Origin of the sequence: Janthinobacterium sp. BJB401 (assembly GCF_013372745.1) — a bacterium.
Taxonomy (GTDB): domain Bacteria; phylum Pseudomonadota; class Gammaproteobacteria; order Burkholderiales; family Burkholderiaceae_D; genus Janthinobacterium; species Janthinobacterium rivuli.
Window position 1 is genome coordinate 79,473 of sequence record NZ_JABXFH010000004.1, and the last position, 23,199, is coordinate 102,671.

The 23,199-nt window shown below is 62.0% G+C and carries 20 protein-coding genes and 1 other RNA gene; 10 read left to right on the plus strand and 11 right to left on the minus strand.

The features are described 5' to 3' along the window. Nucleotides 1–111: 111 nt before the first annotated feature. Complete coding sequence (groL, locus tag HWE17_RS04465; RefSeq protein ID WP_034786546.1) at nt 112–1,761, minus strand: chaperonin GroEL; 1,650 nt, start codon at nt 1,759–1,761, stop codon at nt 112–114. A 50-nt stretch (nt 1,762–1,811) separates the two neighbouring features. After that, nucleotides 1,812–2,102 (minus strand): co-chaperone GroES, encoded by a 291-nt coding sequence (gene groES, locus HWE17_RS04470; protein WP_010400979.1) that lies wholly within the window; start codon nt 2,100–2,102, stop codon nt 1,812–1,814. A 534-nt stretch (nt 2,103–2,636) separates the two neighbouring features. Between groES and HWE17_RS04475 the strand changes: the two genes are divergently transcribed. From HWE17_RS04475 to HWE17_RS04495, 5 genes are all read left to right on the plus strand, one after another. Next, entirely contained in the window at nt 2,637–3,383 is a 747-nt protein-coding gene (locus HWE17_RS04475; protein ID WP_176387955.1) for a hypothetical protein, read from the plus strand. A gap of 129 nt (nt 3,384–3,512) precedes the next feature. Next, a complete protein-coding gene (locus HWE17_RS04480) occupies nt 3,513–3,803 on the plus strand; it encodes a DUF904 domain-containing protein (protein ID WP_306558416.1) in 291 nt (96 codons plus the stop codon). After that, entirely contained in the window at nt 3,803–4,114 is a 312-nt protein-coding gene (locus HWE17_RS04485) for a cell division protein ZapA (RefSeq protein ID WP_034747344.1), read from the plus strand. Before HWE17_RS04480 ends, HWE17_RS04485 begins: the two co-directional genes overlap by 1 nt. Before the next feature lie 54 nt (nt 4,115–4,168). Continuing rightward, a non-coding RNA gene (gene ssrS, locus HWE17_RS04490) (6S RNA) lies at nt 4,169–4,346 on the plus strand. 79 nt (nt 4,347–4,425) lie between these two features. Continuing rightward, nucleotides 4,426–4,890: an EVE domain-containing protein gene (locus tag HWE17_RS04495; protein ID WP_035821613.1), complete on the plus strand. Its 465-nt coding sequence runs from the start codon at nt 4,426–4,428 to the stop codon at nt 4,888–4,890. Here the strand turns inward: HWE17_RS04495 and HWE17_RS04500 are convergent. The 3 genes from HWE17_RS04500 to HWE17_RS04510 all read right to left on the minus strand — a co-directional run bounded on the left by HWE17_RS04500 (nt 4,887) and on the right by HWE17_RS04510 (nt 8,359). After that, entirely contained in the window at nt 4,887–6,383 is a 1,497-nt protein-coding gene (locus HWE17_RS04500) for a GGDEF domain-containing protein (protein WP_176387956.1), read from the minus strand. The two genes, HWE17_RS04495 and HWE17_RS04500, sit on opposite strands and share 4 nt — an antisense overlap. A gap of 154 nt (nt 6,384–6,537) precedes the next feature. Beyond that, nucleotides 6,538–7,368, minus strand: a complete 831-nt coding sequence (lgt, locus tag HWE17_RS04505) for a prolipoprotein diacylglyceryl transferase (RefSeq protein WP_176387957.1) — start codon at nt 7,366–7,368, stop codon at nt 6,538–6,540. Between the two features lie 79 nt (nt 7,369–7,447). Further along, complete coding sequence (locus HWE17_RS04510; protein ID WP_176387958.1) at nt 7,448–8,359, minus strand: LysR family transcriptional regulator; 912 nt, start codon at nt 8,357–8,359, stop codon at nt 7,448–7,450. Nucleotides 8,360–8,533: 174 nt separating this feature from the next. Here HWE17_RS04510 and ilvD point away from each other — a divergent pair, with 174 nt between their 5' ends. Continuing rightward, nucleotides 8,534–10,399 (plus strand): dihydroxy-acid dehydratase, encoded by a 1,866-nt coding sequence (gene ilvD, locus HWE17_RS04515; protein ID WP_176387959.1) that lies wholly within the window; start codon nt 8,534–8,536, stop codon nt 10,397–10,399. Between the two features lie 220 nt (nt 10,400–10,619). Further along, complete coding sequence (locus HWE17_RS04520; RefSeq protein ID WP_034747381.1) at nt 10,620–10,931, plus strand: c-type cytochrome; 312 nt, start codon at nt 10,620–10,622, stop codon at nt 10,929–10,931. A gap of 21 nt (nt 10,932–10,952) precedes the next feature. Here HWE17_RS04520 and HWE17_RS04525 read toward each other — a convergent pair whose 3' ends face one another. Further along, complete coding sequence (locus HWE17_RS04525; RefSeq protein ID WP_051959013.1) at nt 10,953–11,954, minus strand: NAD-dependent epimerase/dehydratase family protein; 1,002 nt, start codon at nt 11,952–11,954, stop codon at nt 10,953–10,955. Between the two features lie 88 nt (nt 11,955–12,042). Here HWE17_RS04525 and HWE17_RS04530 point away from each other — a divergent pair, with 88 nt between their 5' ends. Further along, nucleotides 12,043–12,945 (plus strand): LysR family transcriptional regulator, encoded by a 903-nt coding sequence (locus tag HWE17_RS04530; protein WP_176387960.1) that lies wholly within the window; start codon nt 12,043–12,045, stop codon nt 12,943–12,945. Here HWE17_RS04530 and HWE17_RS04535 read toward each other — a convergent pair. From HWE17_RS04535 to folD, 5 genes are all read right to left on the minus strand, one after another. Beyond that, nucleotides 12,938–14,080, minus strand: coding sequence for a branched-chain amino acid ABC transporter substrate-binding protein (locus HWE17_RS04535; RefSeq protein WP_034747385.1), 1,143 nt, complete (start codon nt 14,078–14,080; stop codon nt 12,938–12,940). The two genes, HWE17_RS04530 and HWE17_RS04535, sit on opposite strands and share 8 nt — an antisense overlap. A gap of 334 nt (nt 14,081–14,414) precedes the next feature. After that, on the minus strand, nt 14,415–14,780 hold the full coding sequence (locus HWE17_RS04540; RefSeq protein ID WP_176387961.1) for a hypothetical protein: 366 nt from the start codon (nt 14,778–14,780) through the stop codon (nt 14,415–14,417). Further along, nucleotides 14,777–15,202, minus strand: a complete 426-nt coding sequence (locus HWE17_RS04545; RefSeq protein WP_176387962.1) for a DNA polymerase III subunit chi — start codon at nt 15,200–15,202, stop codon at nt 14,777–14,779. The genes HWE17_RS04540 and HWE17_RS04545 overlap by 4 nt, the downstream gene beginning before the upstream one ends. Before the next feature lie 5 nt (nt 15,203–15,207). Continuing rightward, complete coding sequence (locus tag HWE17_RS04550; protein WP_176388038.1) at nt 15,208–17,277, minus strand: M3 family metallopeptidase; 2,070 nt, start codon at nt 17,275–17,277, stop codon at nt 15,208–15,210. Nucleotides 17,278–17,412: 135 nt separating this feature from the next. Beyond that, nucleotides 17,413–18,258, minus strand: coding sequence for a bifunctional methylenetetrahydrofolate dehydrogenase/methenyltetrahydrofolate cyclohydrolase FolD (gene folD / locus HWE17_RS04555; RefSeq protein ID WP_176387963.1), 846 nt, complete (start codon nt 18,256–18,258; stop codon nt 17,413–17,415). A gap of 472 nt (nt 18,259–18,730) precedes the next feature. Here folD and aceE point away from each other — a divergent pair, with 472 nt between their 5' ends. Continuing rightward, a complete protein-coding gene (gene aceE / locus HWE17_RS04560; protein ID WP_035821599.1) occupies nt 18,731–21,427 on the plus strand; it encodes a pyruvate dehydrogenase (acetyl-transferring), homodimeric type in 2,697 nt (898 codons plus the stop codon). A gap of 94 nt (nt 21,428–21,521) precedes the next feature. Further along, nucleotides 21,522–23,195 (plus strand): dihydrolipoyllysine-residue acetyltransferase, encoded by a 1,674-nt coding sequence (gene aceF / locus HWE17_RS04565; protein WP_176387964.1) that lies wholly within the window; start codon nt 21,522–21,524, stop codon nt 23,193–23,195. Nucleotides 23,196–23,199: the final 4 nt, after the last annotated feature.

Here is a 23,199-nt window from a genome sequence, read left to right on the forward strand (position 1 = left end):
GAAGATAGCTTTTCGGGGCTGCCGGGGAGGGACAGGCAGCTTTTGGTCTGCTGTGTCTCCCCGGCGTATGCATCCCCGCGCGCCGTCGCCTGCGCGCGGGGATGCCGGACATTACATCATGCCGTCCATGCCGCCCATGCCGCCCATACCACCCATGCCGCCGCCCATGCCGCCGCCTGCTTTGTCGTCAGCGATTTCGCAGACCATGCAGTCGGTTGTCAGCATCAGCGAAGCGATCGAAGCGGCGTTTTGCAGCGCCGAACGGGTCACTTTGGCTGGGTCCAGAACGCCCATTTCAACCATGTCGCCATACGTGCCGTTGGCAGCGTTGTAGCCGTAGTTGCCCGAACCAGCCAGTACGGCTGCCACGACGACCGAAGCTTCTTCGCCAGCGTTTTGCACGATCATGCGCAGTGGCTCTTCCATTGCGCGCAGAACGATCTTGATACCAGCGTCTTGATCAGGATTGTCGCCCTTGACCGTGATGTTGGCGCGTGCGCGCAGCAGGGCTACGCCGCCGCCTGGCACGATGCCTTCTTCCACGGCAGCGCGGGTAGCGTGCAGTGCATCTTCAACGCGGGCTTTTTTCTCTTTCATTTCGACTTCGGTGGCTGCGCCAACCTTGATCACGGCAACGCCGCCAGCCAGTTTGGCTACGCGCTCTTGCAGTTTTTCACGGTCGTAGTCCGAGGTCGCTTCTTCGATCTGTACACGCACTTGTTTTACGCGTGCTTCGATCGATGCTGCTTCGCCGGCGCCATCGATAACGATGGTGTTTTCCTTGCCCACTTCGATGCGTTTCGCCTGGCCCAGTTCGGCCAGGGTCACTTTTTCCAGGGTCAGGCCGACTTCTTCAGCGATCACTTGGCCGCCGGTCAGGACAGCGATGTCTTCCAGCATGGCTTTGCGGCGGTCGCCGAAGCCAGGGGCTTTCACTGCGCACGTTTTCAGGATGCCGCGGATGTTGTTCACAACCAGGGTGGCCAGTGCTTCGCCTTCGATGTCTTCTGCGATGATCAGCAGTGGACGGCCAGCTTTGGCGACTTGTTCCAGTACCGGCAGCAGGTCACGGATGTTCGAGATTTTCTTGTCGCACAGCAGGACGAATGGGCTGTCCAGTACGGCAACTTGTTTCTCTGGGTTGTTGATGAAGTATGGCGACAGGTAGCCGCGGTCGAACTGCATGCCTTCAACGATATCCAGCTCGTCGTTCAGCGACTTGCCGTCTTCCACGGTGATCACGCCTTCTTTGCCGACTTTTTCCATCGCTTCAGCGATACGCTCGCCGATCGAGTAGTCCGAGTTCGCCGAGATCGCGCCAACCTGGGCGATTTCTTTGGTCGTGGTGCAAGGACGGGCGATTTTCGCCAGTTCTTCGACGGTCGCTGCAACAGCTTTGTCGATACCGCGCTTCAGGTCCATCGGGTTCATGCCGGCGGCAACGAACTTCATGCCTTCGCGCACGATGGCTTGTGCCAGCACGGTTGCGGTGGTGGTGCCGTCGCCGGCGTTGTCGCTGGTGCGGGAAGCAACTTCCTTGACCATTTGCGCGCCCATGTTCATGAGCTTGTCTTTGAGTTCAACTTCTTTCGCTACCGACACACCATCCTTGGTGACGGTAGGGGCGCCGAACGAGCGCTCCAGAACCACGTTGCGGCCTTTCGGGCCCAAGGTGACTTTGACTGCGTTGGCGAGGATATTGACGCCTTCGACCATCTTGGCGCGCGCTGCGTCGCCGAATACTACTTCTTTAGCTGCCATGTTCAATTCTCCTGAGTTTCGGGATGTATCTGTCTACAACGTGGAAACAATTACTTGACGACGATCGCCATGATGTCTTCTTCGCGCATGACCAGCAGCTCATCGCCGTCAACTTTGACGGTTTGGCCGGCGTACTTGCCGAACAGGACGCGGTCGCCCACTTTGACATCCAGAGGACGGACTTTGCCGTCGTCGAGAATCTTGCCATTGCCTACGGCAAGGACTTCGCCTTGATCCGGTTTTTCAGCAGCTGCATCAGGAATGATGAGGCCGGACGCAGTTTTGGTTTCCTGGTCGAGGCGTTTGACGATGACGCGATCGTTCAATGGGCGCAGATTCATACAAAACTCCTTAAAGTTCAATGGATAGGTGTTGCTAAATGAATACATGCCTGGCACAGCGCCAGGCCTGCTTTCAGTGACCGCCGTTGAAAGCAGCCCGCAACGGTCAAGCAAACCCCATGTCATCCTGTCCTTGCCTGTATCCGGCAGTGGTGCATCGCGGCGTCGCCCGCCGCGTAGCGTTCCCTGCAGTGGCCTGGCAAGCACCATCAGTCCTGAGGATTACTACGAAAGAGTTTGTTAGCACTCTCTACTAACGAGTGCTAATTATAGGGACGGTAGGGGGCTTATTCAAGGGCTTATTCTCCGGGAAGATATACATAGACGTTCTGCGCAGCCTGCATTTACGCAGGGTTTGCGCTGGCGCAAGCCAACTTCCCGGGCGTCAGCAACAGGCGCGACTCTAGCATGCCGTCCGGAGAGGGGCCGTTCCTGTACGCACAGGAAACAGAGTTTCACTATGGAATTTGATAAGATGATTGTAATTGCATATCAATATCGCCACATATAACTACTTGCACCAGAAAGAACGCCATGCCATTTCCGCCTTCCCGCCCCGCGCTGCGCCTGCTGGGCGCTACCCTCATCGGCCTCGCCTGCCTGGGCAATGCCGCCGCGCAAACGCCCACCATCGCCGACGAGATCACCGTGGCGACCCTGACGCCGCAGGAAAAAGACAGGCTGCTGGGCGATTTGTTCAAGGACTTGAACAAGGACGACGACGATCAGCAAGCGCACGTGTGGGACAACGGCGGCGACCGCGGCGTGATGGTCAAAGTCACGTATAACTTCAGCAATTCCGGCATGACGGAGCACAGTTTGAAGGCGCATGTGTGCCGCGACCTGAAATTCGTCGTTACGGCGGGCGGCAAGTCGCAGGACCTGAGCCGCCGCACCTGTTCGCAGAACAGCGGAAAATGGGATGTGCAGGGCAAGGATCCGGCGCCCGTCGTGTATCCGCCTTTCCTGTCCGACGTCACCATCGCCAGGCTGAATGCACAAGAACAAGCATCGTTGCTGAAGGCCGCCGTGCGCACCTTGAAAGATGAAGAGGATGGCAAGAGCCGCCAGTGGAGCAACAAGGGCCTGGGCAATGCGGTGCCACTGGCAGTGCGCCTGACGCCTTCGGGCACGGACGCCAAACCGGGCAGCTACAGCCGCACTTGCCGCGACTTGACGATGGTGCTTGACGGCAAGAGCGGCAAGCAGGAGTTGACGCGCCGCTCTTGCGAAAACCGCTATGGCGGCCTCGATATCGAAGCCGATTACGTCGACGAGTAAAACGCTGCCATCGCGGCGCCGGCGGATGCGCGCACTTGGCGAAAAGCGCCGGAAAAAGCGTGTATTGTCCGCCAACTGCCCTGCATTGATGTAAATATGTGTGACAGCGGCGTGATTCGATTGACGCCCATGGAGCGTCCGCCCTATAGTGGCGGCATGATTTCCGAATTCAACGAATTATCCGACAAAATAGGCCTGCTGGCCGAAATGACCCATGCGCTGCGCCGTGAAAACGCGCAACTGCGCAAGGACAATGCCGCGCTGGCCGCCGACAACGCCCTGTATGTGCAACGCATGCGCGAGGCGCAGGAGCGGGTGGAAGCCTTGCTGGAAAAAATTCCCGAACTGGTGCAAGCCGGCCTGGAGCAAGCCGCTTCGGAAGCGGGCGCCTATATTGCCGAGAACGAGAAGGAAGCGTAATGCCGCGTGTCGATGTCAATATCATGGGCCAGTCCTACAGCATGGTGTGCCGCGACGGCGAAGAGCGCGCGCTGCGCGAAGCGGCGATCTATCTCGATAGCAAAATGAAAGCCATCCGCGACGCGGGCAAGGTCAAGGGCAACGACCGCATCGCCGTGCTGGCCGCCCTGGGCGTGGCCGCCGAATTCCTCTCCGTGAAGTCGCCGCAAGGTCCGCTGTCGGAATTGACGATACTGGAAGTGAAGCAGAAAATCTCGGCCATGCATACTGTTCTCGATAGCGCTCTGACGCCCCAGGAAAACCTTTTTTAAGCGTGCACGCGACGATTTGTCTTTGCGATGCGCGAGCAAAGGAGTAAACTTGGGTCTACCCTGCGGTGTTCGCGATTGCCATATATTCCTTGAACCATTTATGCGCATCGGTTGCGAATTTTGTTTGATGGGAGTGAGCGTCGCTCGTTCGACGAACCCGAAATTGAACTAACGTGACCACCTTGAACCGTTTGGTTCGGGATGCCGGCATAGCGGCACAGGCGGGGCCCAATTTGAAAGAAAACGAAAAACGGTTGCAGCATCGATGCGCAACCGTTTTTTTACGTCTGTCGCTTTGATACGGAGTCTGCATGAAACAATACTGGCTGATGAAGTCCGAACCCGATGAAGTGAGCATCGATGACCTGATGGCGGCGCCCAAACACACCATGCCGTGGTTCGGTGTGCGCAATTACCAGGCGCGCAACTTCATGCGCGATGGCATGCAGCCGGGCGATGGCGTGCTGTTCTATCACTCGAGCTGCCCGCAGCCGGGCGTGGCGGGCGTGGCAGAAGTGGCCAGCGGCGCCTATCCCGATCACAGCCAGTTTGAAGAGGGCGGCAAATACTTCGACCCGAAAGCCACGCCAGAACAGCCGCGCTGGATCAGCGTCGACGTGCGCGGCGTGAAGAAGACGGCGCTGCTGCCCCTGTCCGAGATGCGCCAGATGCCGGAGCTGGAAGACATGCTGCTGCTCAAGAAGGGCAGCCGGCTGTCGATCACGCCCGTGACGCCGGCGCAATGGAAAGTCATCACCGGCAAGCTGGGACGCTAAGCCTCGACCCGGTTGCGGCCATTCTGCTTGGCCCGGTACAGGGCCTGGTCGGCGGCGGCCAGCAATTGTTCCGGCGTCTGTCCTGCGTCATGCAAGGCCAGGCCGATGCTGGCCGTCACCAGGCCGCCGCGCGACGGCGCGTGGACGATGGCGGCCGCGGCGATCGCCTCCTGCATCTTGTGCGCCACGGCCAGCGCGCCCGCGTGATCGGTGGCGGGCAGGATGGCGGCAAACTCCTCGCCGCCGAAGCGGGCCGCCAGGTCGCTGGCGCGCGGCAGCGCCGAGTTCAGGGCGGCCGCGATCCGCACCAGGCAGGCGTCGCCATACGGGTGGCCGAAGGTATCGTTGAGGCTTTTGAAGAAATCGATATCGATGATCAGCAGCGCCAGCCCCTGATGGTTGCGCGCGGCGCGCTGCCACTCCAGCTGCAGGGTCTGGTCGAAGCAGCGCCGGTTGGCGATGCCCGTCAAGCCATCCGTCAGCGACAGCTTTTCCAGTTTGTCATGCGCCGCGCGCAAGGCCAGTTCGCTTTGCATGTAGCGGCTTTGCAGGGTGGCCGAGCGCAGCGCGTGGACCAGCAGCGCGACGAACAGCGACGCCGCCGCCAGGTAGAAATGCGCGCGCATGACGGCAAAGCCCAGGCCCAGCAAGGCGGCCGTAAAGAAGATGGGACTGAAATTGTCGATCAGCAGGGTCAGCTTTTGCGGGGTCTGCTGCGTCTGTGCGCTTTCCGCACCGGACCGCGCCGCCGTGACGCGCATGGACAGCAGCACCAGGATCAGGAAGGGCAGGCTCGGCAGCACCTCGCTCCAGGCTTCGGTCGCGCCATGCAAAGTCAGATAGTTATACGCGGCCGCGCAGCCCGCATAGCACCATAAGAACACCGCCAGCAACAGGTAAAAGCGGCCTTGCCCGCCATCGCGGCGGTGCGCCAGCAGGCGCAGCGAGGCGCAGCAGGCCAGGGCCAGGTTTTCCACGTTGTAGGTCAGCACCAGCAGGCTGGCGGGAATCGGCGCGATCGAGCGCTGGTCGAAGGGCGACACGGAAAAGATGGCCGTATAGGCCAGGTAGGCCGCCAGCAGCACCTGTACGGCGTCGAGCCATTGCAAGGTGCGTGAAGGATGCTCGTGCGTCACGGACGACATGGCCAGCAGCAGGGGCGCGCCGTACATGAAATAGGCGAAATCGGAAAAATACGTGGCGTCGGAAGCCACTTGCCCGCTCAGGTCCTGCCAGGCCGACAATATCATGCCGGTGCTCCAGAACAGCATGGCCACGGCGAACAGGGCCCAGCCTGTCCTGGCCGCGCCTGCCGCGCTGACATAGGCGCAGCGGCAAGAGGCGGCCAGCGCCAGCAGGGGCGCGACGATGTTGAACGCATAGCTGACCCAGGGGGCACGCGTGCCGGCCCACGCCGTCAAGGCCAGCTGGGCCAGCACATAGCCGGCGCCCAGCGCAATCGAGTACCTCAGTTTTTGTCCGGTAGGCAGCATGGCAAGGCATCCCCGGTGGCGGCACGTTGAAACGATGATATCGATATGTCAACAGCAAGTCTATTCCACTAGGAAATTTTATTGTGTTGAGGGAAATGTTGCGGAAGGAGATAGTGGCGCACCTGCCTGGCGCGCCACCGGGGAAGCAGCGGTGTTACGTGTTTGCCGGGCGGGCCTTGGTGGGCGGCGTGCCCATTACCTGGCTTTTATACGCCCACACCAGCAGCGCGATGGCGCCGACGATCATCGGCAGGGACAGCATCTGGCCCGACGTGATCGGTACGCCCAGCCACACGACTTCCCAGTCCGGCGTGCGGAAGTATTCCGTGAAGAAGCGCGCGCAGCCGTACAGCAGGGTGAACATGGCGCCCACGGCCATGCGCGGACGCTGCTTGCGCGCAAACAGCCACAGGATGATGAACACCAGAATGCCATCGACCAGCATCTGGTAGAGCGGCGACGGGTGTACGGGATACGGAATGCCCGGCCACTGCATGGCCCACGGCAGGGTTTCCGGCGCGATGCGGCCCGGCAGTTCGGCATTGATGAAGTTGCCCAGGCGGCCGGCCGCGTAGCCGAGCGGCACCAGCGGCGCGATGAAGTCGAGCACGTCGAACAGGTTGCGGCCCGCCTTGCGGCTCCACAGATACATGGCCAGGATGACGCCGAGGAAGCCGCCATGGAAGGACATGCCGCCATGCCAGACCATGAAGATCTCGAGCGGATTGTGCATGAAGTATTCGGGACGGTAGAACAGCACTTCGCCCAGGCGCCCGCCGATCACCACGCCCAGCATGCCGTAGAACAGCATGTCATCGAGGTCTTCCTTCTTCCAGCCCAGTACGGCGATGTGCGGCTGCTTGATGCGCACTCTGCCCAGGATAATGAACAGGGCGAAGGCCAGCACATACATCAGGCCGTACCAGTGCACGGCGAGCGGGCCGATCTGGATGGCTATCGGGTCGGGCATCGGGTGTATCAGCATGGGGTTTCTTTCTTTGTTTAAAGCCAAGGTTGCGTAGTATGGGGGCGCTGGCGGTTTTTTGCCTTAGCGGCCACTTAATTTATTGCGCTGGGTGGCCTAACTGCTTGCGCAGCAGCGCCAGGAAGCCTTGCAGCACGGCGGACGGATTGTCGCGGCGCCAGGCCAGGCCCGTTTCCACCAGCGGCGTGGCGTCCTGCAGCGGCCTGTATTCTACGCCGGGGCGCATCAGATTCGATACCGATTGTGGCACAAGCGCGATGCCCATGCCAGCCGAGACGAGGCTGACGATGGTTTGCATCTGGATCGCTTCCTGGCCGATCTGCGGCGTGATGCCGGCCGCGCGGAACACGCCGAGGATGGCGTCGTGCAAGGCGGGAGAAATGGCGCGCGGGAAAATGATCAAAGGCAGGGGCGGCACGTCGCGCAGGCGCACGGGGCCCGGCGTAGTGAATATGTCGAGGCCGGACGGCGCGGCCAGCACCAGCGGTTCGGCCAGCACGGGCAGGTAGTCGAGTTCCCCTTTCGCCTTTTCGGGAAGGGGCGGGATCAGCAGGCCCGCATCCGTGCGCCCGGCCAGCAATTCATCGAGCTGCAGGTCCGAGGTGGCTTCCTGCAGCGCGATCTGCACTTGCGGATAGGCCGTCTGATAAGCGCGCAGCAGCGGCGGCAGCACGCTGTAGTCGGCCGACGAGACAAAGGCCAGGCTCAGACGCCCCGCCTCGCCCTGCGCGGCGCGCCGCACCAGCGCGGGCAAGTCCTGCGCCTGGGCCAGCAGGCGGCGCGCCTCGGGCAGCAGGGCCGTGCCGGCCGGTGTCAGTTGCACTTCGCGCCGGGTGCGCACGAACAGCGGCGCACCCAGCAGTTCTTCCAGGGCCATGATGGTTTGCGACAGGGGCGGCTGCGTCATGTGCAAGCGCGCGGCGGCGCGGCCGAAGTGCAATTCCTCGGCGACGGTGACGAAATAGCGCAGCTGGCGCAGTTCAAGGTTCATATGCGTTTCCATGCGGATTGATTGCTGTGATATGTAAAACGACTCACAGACACGTGCATCATATATTTGACAGTGGCGCGCGCGCAAGGCAATCTGGCGTACCCCCACTGCATGCAGGGTTTTGTTGAAAATCCGGGCAGTCAGGCATTATTCATTTCTCGGAAGGTCCCCATCATGCCGCAATACCGCTCCCGCACCACCACCCACGGCCGCAACATGGCTGGCGCCCGCGCCCTGTGGCGCGCCACCGGCATGAAGGACGGCGACTTCGACAAGCCGATCATCGCCGTCGTCAACTCGTTCACCCAGTTCGTGCCCGGTCACGTGCACCTGAAGGACCTGGGACAGATGGTGGCGCGCGAAATCGAAGCGGCCGGCGGCGTGGCCAAGGAATTCAACACCATCGCCGTCGATGACGGCATCGCCATGGGCCACGGCGGCATGTTGTATTCGCTGCCGTCGCGCGACCTGATCGCCGACTCCGTCGAATACATGGTCAATGCCCACTGCGCCGACGCCATGGTGTGCATCTCGAACTGCGACAAGATCACGCCGGGCATGCTGATGGCCGCCATGCGCATCAATATCCCCGTCGTCTTCATCTCGGGCGGGCCGATGGAAGCGGGCAAGGTCGTCAAGGTGGTCAACGGCACGCAAAAGATCATCAAGCTCGATCTGGTCGACGCCATGATCAAGGCGGGCGACAGCAGCGTATCCGACGCCGACGTGGCGGAAATCGAACGCTCGGCCTGTCCGACCTGCGGTTCCTGCTCCGGCATGTTTACGGCCAACTCGATGAATTGTCTGACCGAGGCGCTGGGCCTGGCCCTGCCCGGCAACGGCACCATCCTGGCCACGCACTCGGACCGCCAGCAGCTGTTCCTGCGCGCGGGCCGCCTGATCGTGGAACTGGCCAAGCGCCATTATGAACAGGACGATTACTCGGTGCTGCCACGCTCGATCGCCACCAAGGCCGCGTTCGAGAACGCCATGGCGCTCGACGTTTCCATGGGCGGCTCGACGAATACCGTGCTGCACTTGCTGGCCGCCGCGCACGAGGCGGAAGTGGAATTCACGATGGCCGATATCGACCGCATCTCGCGCAAGGTGCCGTGCCTGTGCAAGGTCGCGCCGATGACGGACAAATACCATATCGAAGACGTGCACCGCGCGGGCGGCATCGTGGGCATCCTGGGCGAACTGGCGCGCGCCGGCCTGCTCAACACGACTTTGCCGACCATCCACGCGCCGACCCTGGCCGACGCCATCGCGCAAAACGACATCAAGTGCACGGACGATCCTGCCGTGCATGAACTGTTCCGCGCCGCGCCGGGCGGCGTGCCGACGCAGACGGCGTTCTCGCAGTCGGAGCGTTTCGCTGCCGTCGACACGGACCGCAGCACGGGCTGCATCCGCGACAAGGCCCACGCCTATTCGCAAGATGGCGGCCTGGCCGTCTTGTACGGCAATCTGGCCGAAAAGGGCTGCATCGTCAAGACGGCCGGCGTCGATGAAAGCATCTTGAAATTCTCGGGCAAGGCGCGCGTGTTCGAAAGCCAGGACGCGGCCGTCGCTGCCATCCTGGAGGACACCGTGCATGAAGGCGACGTCGTCATCATCCGCTACGAAGGCCCGAAAGGCGGCCCCGGCATGCAGGAAATGCTGTACCCGACGTCGTACATCAAGTCCAAAGGCCTGGGCAAGGCGTGCGCGCTGTTCACGGACGGGCGCTTCTCGGGCGGTTCCTCGGGTCTGGTGATCGGCCACGCCTCGCCGGAAGCGGCCGAAGGCGGCGCCATCGGCCTGGTGGAAGAGGGCGACTTCATCGACATCGACATCCCCGAGCGCACGATCAACCTGCGCGTGACGGATGCGGAGCTGGCCGCGCGCCGCGCCGTCATGGAAGCGAAGGGCGACGCGGCCTGGCTGCCCGTCAACCGCGAGCGCTACGTGTCGCAGGCGCTGCAGGCGTATGCGGCGCTGACGACGTCGGCCGACCGCGGCGCCGTGCGCGATCTGTCCCAACTGAAGAAGCGCTGATCTGTTGCGCAAGTAAGACAGCCGGCCCCGTTTGACTATGCGGGGCCGGCTGTCGTTACATCGCCTTACAAACAACATGGTCATGGATGCGCAGATGGGGCAGAATATGCATGCCTCCCGTCTACATTGCGTTACTACATTGAAACGCTTGATCTGGGCTCGTGGTGCATCTGCGGAAACACAGTAAAATGCCGCAGGAAGTAACTTTGGAGAAAAGACAATGAAACGTTTTATGTTGGTGAGTGTATTGACCGTATCGGCTCTGGCATCGCAAGCAGCGTTGGCCAATCCGGATCTGGCGAAAGCAAAGAACTGCATGGCTTGCCACGCGGTGAGCACGAAACTGGTGGGCCCTGCGTTCAAGGACGTGGCTGCCAAGTACGCTGGCCAGAAAGACGCTGAAAACAAGCTCGTGGCGAAAGTCATGAAGGGCGGTTCCGGCACCTGGGGCGCGATCCCGATGCCAGCGAACCCGCAAGTGAGCGATGCGGAAGCCCACACCCTGGTCAAATGGGTACTGGCACAGAAATAATCTGTGCCGCAGTACCTGCAATTAGCGCGCCGGCAATCCCGGCGCGTTTTTTTTGCCTGCTTCCTTCAGATTCCCCATGCCCTGCAATGTCGCCCGCACCGCCTCGTCGAGCGGCGTATGCGGCTCCTGGCCCAGCACGGCCAGCAGCCGCGCATTCTCCATGGATAGAGGCGTTTGCCACAGATAGCGCATCTCGCGCATTTCGCGCAGGGTCGCCACGAATGGCGACGCCAGCGCCACCAGCCACCATGGAAAACGCCGGATGGCGGGCGCAGCTCCCGTCGCCTGTTCCACCACGCGGGCAATCGCCCCCGTCATTTGCCGGCCGTCGTGGTCCCAGTGGCCGGCCATGTGAAAGCGGGCAAAGGCGGGCAAGGTGGCCCGCACGGCCAGCAATTGGACCATCGTGCGCGCCACGTCGGGCAGGTAGGACCACTGGTGACCCACGCCGGGCGCGCCCGGATACAGCACACTGCGCACGGGCTGGCCCGGTTTCACCAGGCCCTGTGAAAACCAGTTGTTGCCGGCACGGGGGCCAAAGAAGTCGCCCGCGCGCACGATGATGACCCTGGCGCCCTGCGTGCTGGCCCGTTCCAGCCGCGCTTCCAGTTCCACGCGGATGGCGCCCTTGCGCGTGAGCGGGCGTTGCGGCGCGTCTTCCGCCAGCACCGGGAAGGCATCGGGACCGAAGTTGTACACGGTGCCGGGCAGCACGATGGTGGCGTTTTCGGCCATCGCCGCGGCAATCGTATTGTCGAGCATGGGCAGCACCAGCTGGCCCCAGTGGCGGTAGCCGGGCGGGTTGACGGCGTGCACGATGACGGCGCAGCCTTTCGCGGCGGCCAGCACGTCCGTGCGCGACAGGGCATCGCCGCGCAGCCATTCAATGCCGTCGCCGCGTGGTGATGGCAGCTCTCCCCGCGTCAGGGCGCGCACCCGCCAGCCCGCCGCCAATAGCTGGCGCACCATCTCGCCGCCGATGCCGCCCGTGGCGCCCAGTACCAATGCTGTTTTGTCCATCATGACCTCCGTCTGGTTGATGGTGCCAGTATCTGCCGCGCAGGGTTAATTGGGAATTGACGAGCATCGACCACAGGCTATACATTTATGTATGACTACCTCGATTGCCTGGGAATATTACCGCTCGCTGCTGGCCGTGCTCAAGCACGGTTCCCTGTCCGGTGCCGCCCGCGCGCTGGCCATCACGCAACCCACCGTCGGCCGGCATATCGCCGCGCTCGAGCAGGCGCTGGGCGCGACCCTATTTACGCGCTCCCAGTTGGGTTTGCTACCGACGGAAGTGGCGCTGGCGTTGCGGCCCCATGCGGAAACCATGGAACACACGGCCGCACTGATGGAGCGCGCCGCCAGCAGCCAGGGGCAGGGCGTGGCCGGTGTCGTGCGCATCGCGGCCAGCGAAGTGGTGGGTGTGGAGGTGCTGCCGCCCATCCTGGCCCGCTTGCGCGCACGTCATCCGGACCTAGTCATTGAATTAGTATTGAGCAACAAGGTGCAGGATTTGCTGCGCCGGGAAGCGGACATCGCCGTGCGCATGCTGCGGCCGCGTCAGGAACAGCTGGTGGCGCGCAAGGTGGGCGAGATCGAACTGGGCCTGCATGCCCATGTGGACTACCTGGCGCAACACGGCACGCCGCTGGCATTGGCCGACCTGGCGCGCCATGCCGTCATCGGCTACGACGAGGCGAGCCCCTTCGTGCGCAACGCGGGCGCGGCTTTCAAGGGATTTATGCGGGAAAATTTTGCCTGGCGCAGCGACAGCGACCTGGCGCAACTGGCCCTGATACGCGCGGGCGCCGGCATCGGCGTGTGCCAGGCGGGGCTGGCGGCGCGCGATCCGTCCCTGCGGCGCGTGTTGCCGCAAGCGTTTTCGCTACCGATGGAAACCTGGATCACCATGCATGAAGACTTGCGCGGCAGCCTGCGCTGCCGCGCCACCTTCGACGCGCTGGCCGAAGGCTTACTCGCTTACGTGGCTGAACAGCCGCTTATTTGACGACTTCCATTTTGGTCTTCTTGCCTTCCCGGTAGGTGAACAAGGTCAGCGCGCCATCCTTGATGTCGCCGTTGGCATCGAACGAGATCGGGCCCGTCACGCCCTGGTAGTGCACCTTGGCCAGGAACGGCAGGTAGACGGATGGTTTCGACGATTTGGCGTCGGCCATGGCGGTGGCCATGGTCATCACGGCATCGTAGACGTATGGCGCGTACAGCTGCACTTCCATGTTGTACTTTTGCTTGTAGCGGGCGCGGAAATCGTCCATGCCTTTTTGCTGTGCGCCAGTCACGCCGCCCGCTTCCGCGCAGGTGACCATGTCTTCACCCACGGCGTCGCCCGCCAGCTTGCCCAGCGGTTCCGTGCACAGGCCATCGCCGCCCATGAACTTGGCCTTGATGCCCAGCGCCTTCATCTGGCGCAGCATGGGGCCGCCCACGGAATCCATGCCGCCAAAGAAGATCAGGTCGGGATTTTTCGACTTGATGCTGGTCAAAATGGCATTGAAGTCCGTCGCGTTGGCATTGGTAAATTCCTTGCCGACGATTTGCACGCCTGGGGCCGCCTTCTTGGCGCCCTTGACGAACTGTTCCGCCACGCCCTGGCCGTAGGCCGTGCGGTCATCGATGACGGCGATTTTCTTCGCTTGCAGCTTGCCCACGGCATATGCGCCCAAAGTTCCCCCCAGCTTGTTGTCATTGGCCACGACGCGGAAGGCCGTGTTGAATTTCTGCTGGGTGTACGTCGGGTTGGTGGCGGCCGGTGAAATCTGCGGAATGCCGGCATTGAAGTAAATGCGCGAGGCGGGAATCGTCGTGCCCGAGTTCAGGTGGCCGACGACGCCGTTGACCTTGGCGTCGACCAGTTTTTGCGCCACGGCCGTGCCCTGCTTGGGATCGGCTGCGTCATCTTCGGGCACCAGCACGAATTTCACGGCTTTGCCGTCGATCTTGAACCCTTTGGCGTTCAAGTCCTCGATGGCCATCTTCGCCGCGTTCTCGTTATCCTTGCCCAGGTGGGAGCTGGCGCCAGAGACCGGGGCGACGTGGCCGATCTTGATGATTTCCTGCGCGCCCGCATGGCCGGCAAAAGCGAGGGCGAGGGCGAGAGGAAGGACTTTGGTCTTGAGCAGCATAAACATTCTCCAATGGATAAAGATACGGCGGCGTCTCGTGAAAACCGCTTCGAGGGGCGGTACGTGTGGAGAAAGGTACAACAAAAAACAGGCGGCGCAAAGCCGCATTTCGGGCTTTTTACATTTTGTCGCAACAATCACCAAAGTGAGGCGCGATGCACCGATTTCGCAGGCGCGAGCGCACCAAAGAATGGCGTTGGGAGGGGGAAGGGTGTAGGGCGAAAATACATTTATGGTCATTTACCCCAAAGGCGTAAATGCCGGGGTCAGACCCGTCGGGTCTGACCCCAGATTTTTGCCGGTGGGTGAAATGGTGCCACCGACAGACGTGCAGTTACTGTGCGGGAGGATGCAGGTGTCCTAATTCGTGACTGACCGCATGCGCCACGATCTGTTCCAGCGACTGCTGCAAGTCTTCGCGCAAGGCTCCCCGCATGCCGATCAGGGCGTTTTGCAGAGCCGTCTGCAGCACGTGGGCGATGCGCTCTTCCAGCAGATGGTCGATCTTGCCCTGCACCTGGTGCAGGATGCGCTGCGTCAGCCGCTGTTCGATGGCGTCCCAGTCGGGCTGCGCCACCGTGGGCGGCAACGCCGGCGCTGTCTCGATAACAGGCTCTGCTGGCATGGAAGGAGATACCTCCGGCCCCAGCAGCACCTCCGTCAGCAGGGGGATGCCCTGGTCGAATGGCTGCTGACTCATGTCTTCCCTGCCACGAAGTGGGTCGGCTGTACGTTTTGCTGGCGGTAGTGCAGGAAACGCTGGCGGCCCGCCTGCGCATCTTGCTCCTCCATGGAAACGATCTCGAACACGCGCTGGAACTGCGCGTAATTGGCCGGCGGCAGCTGCGACAGGTTGACGAGGATGTCGTGGTGCGGCAGCTCGGCCGCTTCGTCATCGGTCAGGATGATCGGCGTTTGCGCCGCCAGCGGATCGCCGGCCAGCACGTGCGGCAGGAAATCCGTGGCGGAAATGGTCCACATGGCGCTGTTCAAGGCCTCGAGCTGGGCGCTGTCGGCCACCAGCACGACGACCTTGTTGCCAGCCATATAGGCCTTGCGCGCCAGGCGGCAGGCGTAGGCCAGCTTGTCCGGCACGTTGCTGTGAAAATCGACGCGGCTCATGGCGGTCAGGCGGCCATGCCGCTGTGGCGCAGCAGGGCGTCGATCGACGGTTCGCGGCCGCGGAAGGCCGTGAACGATTCCAGCGCAGGGCGCGAGCCGCCGACGGACAGGATTTCTTGCAGGTAACGCTTGCCTGCTGCCGTGGTGGCGGCCGGCCCCAGCGCCTTGGCTTCCTCGAAAGCTGCATAGGCATCGGCGGACAGCACCTCGGCCCACTTGTAGCTATAGTAGCCGGCCGCGTAGCCGCCGGCGAAGATATGCCCAAAGGCATTCTGGAAGCGGTTGAATGGGGGCGGGATGAGCAGCGAAAACTGGGCGCGCACGCCGTCGATCAGCTGCTGCACGCTCTGGCCCGTGCTGGCGTCGTAGTCATAGTGCAAATGCATGTCCAGCAAGGAAAATTCCACCTGGCGCAGGGTTTGCAGGCCGGACTGGAAATTCTTGGCGGCCAGCATCTTGTCGTACAGCGCGCGCGGCAGCGGTTCGCCCGTGACGGCATGCGCCGTCATGTGTTCGAGCACTTCCCATTCCCAGCAGAAGTTTTCCATGAATTGCGATGGCAGTTCCACGGCATCCCATTCGACGCCGGAAATGCCCGACACGCCCAGCTCGTCGACGACGGTGAGCATATGGTGCAAGCCGTGGCCGAATTCGTGGAACAGGGTGATGACTTCATCGTGCGTGAACAGGGCAGGCTGGGCTTGGCCAGCTACCACGGCCGGTTCCGTGAAATTGCAGGTCAGGTAGGCGATCGGCGTTTGCACGTGTTGTGCATCGGCACGGCGGCCGCGCGCGTCATCCATCCAGGCGCCGCCGCTCTTGCCCGCGCGCGCATACAGGTCCAGGTAGAACTGGCCTACCAGCTTGCCGTCGCGTTCGATGCGGTAGAAGCGCACGTCCTTGTGCCAGACTGGCGCCGTATCGGGCTTGATTTCGACGTTGAACAGGTTTTGGATCTGGCGGAACAGGCCGTCGATCACCTTGTGTTCAGGGAAATATTGTTTGACTTCCTGGGCCGAGAACGCGTAGCGGCGTTCCTGCAGCTTTTCGGAGGCGTAAGGCACGTCCCACGCCTGCAGCTCGTCGATGCCCAGTTCTTCGCGGGCGAATTGTTTCAGTTCTGCCAGATCTTTCTCGGCGAATGGACGCGCGCGTTGGGCCAGGTCTTCCAGGAAAGTGATGACTTGCGCGGGCGAGGTGGCCATTTTGGAGACGAGCGACACTTCGGCGAAATTGGCGTAGCCCAGCAGTTGTGCCTCTTCGTTGCGCAACCGCAACAAGGTGACGATGTTTTGCGTATTGTCCCAGTCTTCTTTCTTGCTGAAGACGTCGCCTTGGTCCGACGCCTTGGTGGCGTTGGCGCGGTAGATGGTTTCGCGCAGCGCGCGATTGTCGGCAAATTGCAGGATCGGGTAGTAGGACGGGAAGTGCAGCGAGAATTCATAGCCCTGCTTGCCCGCTTTTTCGGCGGCGGCGCGCGCGGCGGCCTTTACGTCGTCAGGCAGGCCGGCCAGCTCAAGCTCGTTCTCGACCAGCAATTTATAGTCATTGGTGGCGTCAAGCACGTTTTCGGAAAAACGCGTCGAGACGGCCGCGTGTTCTTCCTGGATGGCGCCAAAGCGCTCTTTCTTGTCTTCGGGCAACTCGGCGCCGCCGAGGCGGAAGTCGCGCACGGCGTTGTCGACGATGCGACGGCGCGCCGGCGACAGGCTGGCGAAATCGGCGCGTGCCTGCAATTGCTTGTATTTGCCGAACAGGATTTCGTTCTGGCCCAGTTCCGTCCAGAATTCCGTCACCTTGGGCTGGTTCGCATTGTAGGCGGCGCGCAGCTCGGGCGTATCGACCACGCTATTCAAGTGGTTGACGATGCTCCAGGCGCGGCCCAGGGTTTCGGCGATCTGGTCCTGGGGCGCGACGAAGTTTTCCCAGCTCACTTCTTCCATGGGCGCTTCCAGCTGCGCCACCGTGGCGCGCGCCTGGGCCAGGAGGGTATCGATGGCAGGCGTGACATGCTCGTGCGTGATCGCGTCGAAGCGTGGCAGGCCGGAAAAATCAAGCAGGGGATTGGTGTTCATCGTCGGTTCGTCCATTCTGTCTTCATATATGGAGCGCCTGAAAAACGTTCAGGGCAAGGCGCGGTGCCGAAGGCAGTACGAATAGTACGGCGAGGCACTGCAACGCAGCCATGGACGTTTTCTCAGGTGCTCCTTTTAAATGCGCTCGGCGGCTTCGACCGTGTTCATGAGAAGCATCGTAATCGTCATCGGACCCACGCCACCCGGTACGGGGGTGATGTGGGACGCGACTTCTTTCACGCCAGCAAAATCCACGTCGCCGCACAGCTTGCCTTCATCGTCGCGGTTCATGCCCACGTCGATGACGATGGCGCCAGGCTTGACCATGTCGGCCGTCAGGGTGTTGCGGCGGCCGACGGCGGCCACGACCACGTCCGCCTGGCGCGTGTACAGGCCCAGGTCCGGGGTCGCACTATGGCAGATGGTGACGGTAGCGTTCGCTTGCAAGAGCAGCAGGGCCATCGGCTTGCCGACGGTGTTGCTGCGGCCGATGACGACAGCGTGCTTGCCGCGCAAGTCCACGCCCGTGCTTTCGATCAGTTTCATGCAGCCGTACGGCGTACATGGGCGGAAGCCGGGCAAGCCCGTCATCAGTTCGCCGGCGCTCAGGACGGAATAGCCATCCACGTCTTTCGTCGTGGCGATCGCTTCGATGACCTTGTGCGGGTTGATATGTTTTGGCAGCGGCATTTGCACGAGGATGCCATGGATGGCGGGATCGGTGTTCAGGCTGGCGATGCGTGCCAGCAAGTCCGCTTCGGACAGGTCCGCTTCATATTTTTCCAGCACCGAGTGGAAACCCACGTCGCCGCACGCCTTGACCTTGTTGCGGACATATACCTGACTGGCCGGGTCTTCGCCGACGAGAATCACGGCCAGGCCGGGCTGGGTGCCCTTGGCCGTGAGGGCGGCGGCGCGCGTGGCGATCTCGCTGCGCAGTTGTTGGGAGAGGGCGATTCCGTCGATCAGTTGTGCTGGCATGGTAGGAGGCTGTGTGGGAGGGAAAAGACAGATTATAAAGCCGGGCGGTGCAAAGGGGCGGTTTTGGCGCCAATGCCGTAACGTTAAAAAGCGGGCCGGAGACGCGGGCCTGAGAAAATGCCGATGGCGGCGTTGCAGCTCCTTGCCGTACTGACGTACTGTCTGCGTCGCCGCGCCTTGCCCTCGACATTTTTCAGGCCCGCTTGGCCCGTTATGCCTGTGCGGGCGACCGGGGTGTACATTCGTTTTGCTGGTGCGCACATCTTAGTTTCCGGACAGAATTTGCGGCAGTGCAGCATAAATTTCATAGGGTAATTTCATAATATGAAATGCTATATCGTAATTTGAAAAATAGTAAATACGCTGTTAGAATCCCCACACTAAACCGACTTAATAGTAAATAATCAGCGAAATACCGTCCGACAGCGATCCGGAAAATCGGGGTGGGGCGTTCACAAAGGAGACTCAACAGATGTCAGCTCAACTGAACCAGGTAACGACACAGATCGGCACCGACCCGGATATGCAGGAAACCAAGGAGTGGCTGGACGCGCTCGAAGCCGTTCTGGAAAATGAAGGTCCGGAACGCGCGCATTACCTGATGGAGCGCATGGTTGACCTGGCCCGCCGCCGCGGCGCCCAGATCCCGTTCTCCAGCACCACCGCCTACGTCAACACCATCCCCACCAAACAAGAAGCACACTGTCCCGGCAACCTGGAATACGAAGAGCGCCTGCGCTCGTGGATGCGCTGGAACGCCATGGCCATGGTCGTCAAGGCCAACCGCGCCGACGGCGATCTGGGCGGCCACTTGTCCTCGTTCGCTTCGCTGGCGAACATGCTGGGCATCGGTTTCAACCATTTCTGGCACGCGCCAACGGCCGACCACGGCGGCGACCTGCTGTACATCCAGGGCCACTCCTCGCCCGGCGTCTACGCGCGCGCCTTCCTCGAAGGCCGTTTGAGCGAAGAGCAAATGCTGAACTTCCGCAAGGAAGTCGACGGCAAGGGCCTGTCCTCGTACCCGCATCCTAAATTGATGCCTGACTTCTGGCAGTTCCCGACCGTGTCGATGGGCCTGGGCCCGCACATGGCGATCTACCAGGCGCGCTTCCTGAAATACCTGCACGCACGCGGCATCGCGAAAACCGACAACCGCAAGATCTGGGCCTTCTGCGGCGATGGCGAGATGGACGAGCCGGAATCCCTGGGCGCGATCGGCCTGGCCGCACGCGACATGCTCGACAACCTGGTCATCGTGGTCAACTGCAACCTGCAGCGCCTGGACGGCCCTGTGCGCGGCAACACCAAGATCATCCAGGAACTCGAAGGCGAATTCCGCGGCGCCGGCTGGAACGTCGTCAAGGTCATCTGGGGTCCGGGCTGGGACGCCCTGCTGGCGCAAGACAAGGAAGGCATCCTGCAGCGCGTGATGATGGAAACCGTCGACGGCGAATACCAGAACTACAAGGCCAAGGATGGCGCCTACGTGCGCAAGCACTTCTTCGGCAAGCATCCGAAGCTGCTGGAAATGGTTGCCAACATGACGGACGACGACATCTGGCGCCTGACCCGTGGCGGTCACGATCCGCACAAGATTTACGCGGCATTCAAGATCGCCCAGGAACACAAGGGCCAGCCGACCGTCCTGCTGGTGAAAACCATCAAGGGTTACGGCATGGGCAAGTCGGGCGAAGCGCGCAACACGGCGCACCAGACGAAAAAACTGGACGACGAAGCCATCCGCGAAATGCGCGACCGCTTCTCGCTGCCTATCCCTGACGACAAGCTGGCCGACATCCCGTTCTTCAAGCCAGCCGACGACGCGCCGGAAATGGTCTACCTGCACGAGCGCCGCAAGGCCCTCGGTGGCTACCTGCCGCAGCGCCGCCAGAAGTCGGAAGAAACCCTGCCCGTGCCTGGCCTGGACGCCTTTAAAAACGTGCTGGAAGCGACGCCTGAAGGCCGTGAAATCTCGACCACGCAAGCGTTCGTGCGTGTGATCTCGACCCTGCTGAAAGACCCGAACCTGGGCCAGCGCGTCGTGCCTATCCTGGTCGATGAATCGCGTACCTTCGGCATGGAAGGCCTGTTCCGCCAGATCGGCATCTACAACCCGAAAGGCCAGTTGTACGAGCCGGTCGACAAAGACCAGGTCATGTACTACCGCGAAGACAAGGCTGGCCAGATCCTGCAAGAGGGCATCAACGAAGCGGGCGGCATGAGCTCGTGGATCGCCGCGGCGACGTCGTACTCGACCAACGACCGCATCATGATCCCGTTCTACACCTTCTACTCGATGTTCGGCTTCCAGCGCATCGGCGACCAGGTATGGGCTTCGGCCGACATGCGCGCCCGCGGCTTCCTGATGGGCGGCACGGCTGGCCGTACGACCCTGAACGGCGAAGGCTTGCAGCACGAAGATGGCCACAGCCATATCTTTGCCGCGACCATCCCGACCTGCATGCCGTACGATCCGACCTTCAGCCATGAAGTCGCCGTCATCATCCAGGACGGCCTGCGCCGCATGATCGCCAATCAGGAAGATGTGTTCTACTACATCACGATCATGAACGAGAACTACGCCCAGCCAGGCATCAAGCCAGGCCAGGAAGAAGGCATCCTGAAAGGCATGTACAAGCTGCAGGAAGGCTCTGCGGACGCCAAGCTGCGCGTACAGCTGATCGGTTGCGGCACCATCCTGCGCGAATCGATCTTCGCCGCCGAACTGTTGCAAAACGACTGGGGCGTGGCCGCGGACGTGTGGTCGGCGCCGTCGCTGACCCTGGTGGCCCGCGATGGCCAGGATGCGGAACGCTGGAACATGGTCAACCCGTCGAAAGAGCAGCGCGTGCCGTACGTGACGTCGCTGATGCAGGATACGGACGGCCCGATCGTCGCCACGACCGACTACATGCGCGCGTTTGCAGAACAGATCCGCGCCTTCATGCCGAAGGGCCGCACTTATAAAGTGCTCGGTACCGATGGCTTTGGCCGCTCGGATAGCCGCGCCAAGCTGCGCGAGTTCTTCGAAGTGAACCGTTATTATGTCACCGTGGCCGCGCTCAAATCGCTGGCTGACGAAGGCAAGATCGACGTGTCGGTGGTGGAGCAGGCGATCGCCAAGTACGGCATCGACGCGAACAAACCGAATCCGGTGACCCAGTAATCGTTGTGCGGACCCGATGATGCCAGGGCGGTGCGAAAGTGCCGCCCTGGCGTGTGTGCGGGTCCATCTGACAAATAAAATAACGGAGCAAGCTATGAGCATTGTGGAAGTCAAAGTCCCGGATATCGGCGATTTCAAGGAAGTCGAGATCATTGAACTGATGGTCAAGCCAGGCGATACGGTCAAGGTTGACCAGTCCCTGATCACGGTCGAATCGGACAAGGCCAGCATGGAAATTCCATCGAGCCACGCCGGTGTCGTCAAGGAATTGAAAGTCAACGTGGGCGACAAGATCGCCGAAGGTTCGCTGGTCTTGCTGCTGGAAGTGGCGGACGACGCGTCGGTCCCGGTATCGGCGCCTGCGCCTGCCGCTGCCGCCCCTGCACCGGCTGCTGAAGCCGCACCTGCCGCCGCGCCAGCACCTGCCGCCCCATCCGGCGCGCCGGCCCTGGTCGAAGTGACCGTGCCTGATATCGGCGACTTCAAGGAAGTCGAAGTCATCGAACTGATGGTCAAGGTCGGCGACGCGATCAAGGTCGACCAGTCGCTGCTGACGGTCGAATCGGACAAGGCCAGCATGGAAATCCCATCGAGCCATGCCGGTATCGTCAAGGAATTGAAAGTCAAGGTCGGCGACAAGGTTGCCAAGGGTTCGCTGGTGCTGGTTGTCGAAACGACCGGTGGCGCTGCTCCTGCCGCACCTGCCGCTGCTGCACCGGCACCCGCTGCGCAAGCCGCCGCCGCACCAGCCGCCGCCGTCGCTTCGGCGCCCGTGCCTGCCGCAGCACCTGCTGCTGCCCCGGCCCCTGCCGCCGCACCTGCCGTGAATGGCAAACTGGCGCACGCGTCGCCATCGATCCGCAAGTTCGCGCGCGAACTGGGCGTGGACCTGAGCCGCGTGGGCGGTTCCGGTCCGAAGGGCCGCATCACCCAGGAAGACGTGCAGAACTTCGTCAAGGGCGTGATGTCGGGCGCTGTCGCCGCGCCAAATGCGCCGGTCGCCAAAGCTGGTTCGGGCGTGGGCCTGGATCTGCTGCCATGGCCGTCGCTGGACTTCAGCAAATTCGGCACGACCGAATTGCTGCCGCTGTCGCGCATCAAGAAAATCTCGGGTCCTAATTTGCACCGCAACTGGGTCATGATCCCGCACGTCACGCAGTTCGACGAAGCGGACGTGACGGACCTGGAAGCGTTCCGCGTCGACACCAACGCGGCCAATGCGAAGAACAAGGATGCGGCCAAGCTGACCATGCTCGCCTTTGTGATCAAGGCGTCCGTCGCCGCGCTGAAGAAATTCCCCGCGTTTAACGCGTCGCTCGACGCCAAGGGCGAGAACCTGATCCTCAAGCAGTACTACAACATCGGCTTCGCTGCCGACACGCCGAATGGCCTGGTGGTCCCGGTGATCAAGGGCGCGGACCAGAAGTCGGTGTCGCAGATCGCCCGCGAAATGACGGAACTCTCCTTGCAGGCGCGCGAAGGCAAGCTGAAACCGGCCGACATGCAGGGCGCCAGCTTCACGATTTCGTCCCTGGGCGGCATCGGCGGCACGCACTTCACGCCTATCGTCAATGCGCCGGAAGTCGCGATCCTGGGCCTGTCGAAAGCCTCGATCAAGCCGGTATGGGATGGCAAGGCCTTCCAGCCACGCCTGATGATGGGCACCTCGCTGTCCTACGACCACCGCGTGGTCGATGGCGCGATGGGCGCGCGATTCTCCGTGTACCTCGGCGAAGTCCTGGCCGACATGCGCAAAATTCTGCTGTAAGGAG

Bases quoted from the DNA above. Each gene is read 5' to 3' on its own strand.
- groL (WP_034786546.1), bottom strand. From the start codon at position 1,761: ATGGCAGCTAAAGAAGTAGTATTCGGCGACGCAGCGCGCGCCAAGATG.
- groES (WP_010400979.1), bottom strand. From the start codon at position 2,102: ATGAATCTGCGCCCATTGAACGATCGCGTCATCGTCAAACGCCTCGAC.
- HWE17_RS04475 (WP_176387955.1), top strand. From the start codon at position 2,637: ATGCCATTTCCGCCTTCCCGCCCCGCGCTGCGCCTGCTGGGCGCTACC.
- HWE17_RS04480 (WP_306558416.1), top strand. From the start codon at position 3,513: ATGGAGCGTCCGCCCTATAGTGGCGGCATGATTTCCGAATTCAACGAA.
- HWE17_RS04485 (WP_034747344.1), top strand. From the start codon at position 3,803: ATGCCGCGTGTCGATGTCAATATCATGGGCCAGTCCTACAGCATGGTG.
- HWE17_RS04495 (WP_035821613.1), top strand. From the start codon at position 4,426: ATGAAACAATACTGGCTGATGAAGTCCGAACCCGATGAAGTGAGCATC.
- HWE17_RS04500 (WP_176387956.1), bottom strand. From the start codon at position 6,383: ATGCTGCCTACCGGACAAAAACTGAGGTACTCGATTGCGCTGGGCGCC.
- lgt (WP_176387957.1), bottom strand. From the start codon at position 7,368: ATGCTGATACACCCGATGCCCGACCCGATAGCCATCCAGATCGGCCCG.
- HWE17_RS04510 (WP_176387958.1), bottom strand. From the start codon at position 8,359: ATGAACCTTGAACTGCGCCAGCTGCGCTATTTCGTCACCGTCGCCGAG.
- ilvD (WP_176387959.1), top strand. From the start codon at position 8,534: ATGCCGCAATACCGCTCCCGCACCACCACCCACGGCCGCAACATGGCT.
- HWE17_RS04520 (WP_034747381.1), top strand. From the start codon at position 10,620: ATGAAACGTTTTATGTTGGTGAGTGTATTGACCGTATCGGCTCTGGCA.
- HWE17_RS04525 (WP_051959013.1), bottom strand. From the start codon at position 11,954: ATGATGGACAAAACAGCATTGGTACTGGGCGCCACGGGCGGCATCGGC.
- HWE17_RS04530 (WP_176387960.1), top strand. From the start codon at position 12,043: ATGACTACCTCGATTGCCTGGGAATATTACCGCTCGCTGCTGGCCGTG.
- HWE17_RS04535 (WP_034747385.1), bottom strand. From the start codon at position 14,080: ATGCTGCTCAAGACCAAAGTCCTTCCTCTCGCCCTCGCCCTCGCTTTT.
- HWE17_RS04540 (WP_176387961.1), bottom strand. From the start codon at position 14,780: ATGAGTCAGCAGCCATTCGACCAGGGCATCCCCCTGCTGACGGAGGTG.
- HWE17_RS04545 (WP_176387962.1), bottom strand. From the start codon at position 15,202: ATGAGCCGCGTCGATTTTCACAGCAACGTGCCGGACAAGCTGGCCTAC.
- HWE17_RS04550 (WP_176388038.1), bottom strand. From the start codon at position 17,277: ATGAACACCAATCCCCTGCTTGATTTTTCCGGCCTGCCACGCTTCGAC.
- folD (WP_176387963.1), bottom strand. From the start codon at position 18,258: ATGCCAGCACAACTGATCGACGGAATCGCCCTCTCCCAACAACTGCGC.
- aceE (WP_035821599.1), top strand. From the start codon at position 18,731: ATGTCAGCTCAACTGAACCAGGTAACGACACAGATCGGCACCGACCCG.
- aceF (WP_176387964.1), top strand. From the start codon at position 21,522: ATGAGCATTGTGGAAGTCAAAGTCCCGGATATCGGCGATTTCAAGGAA.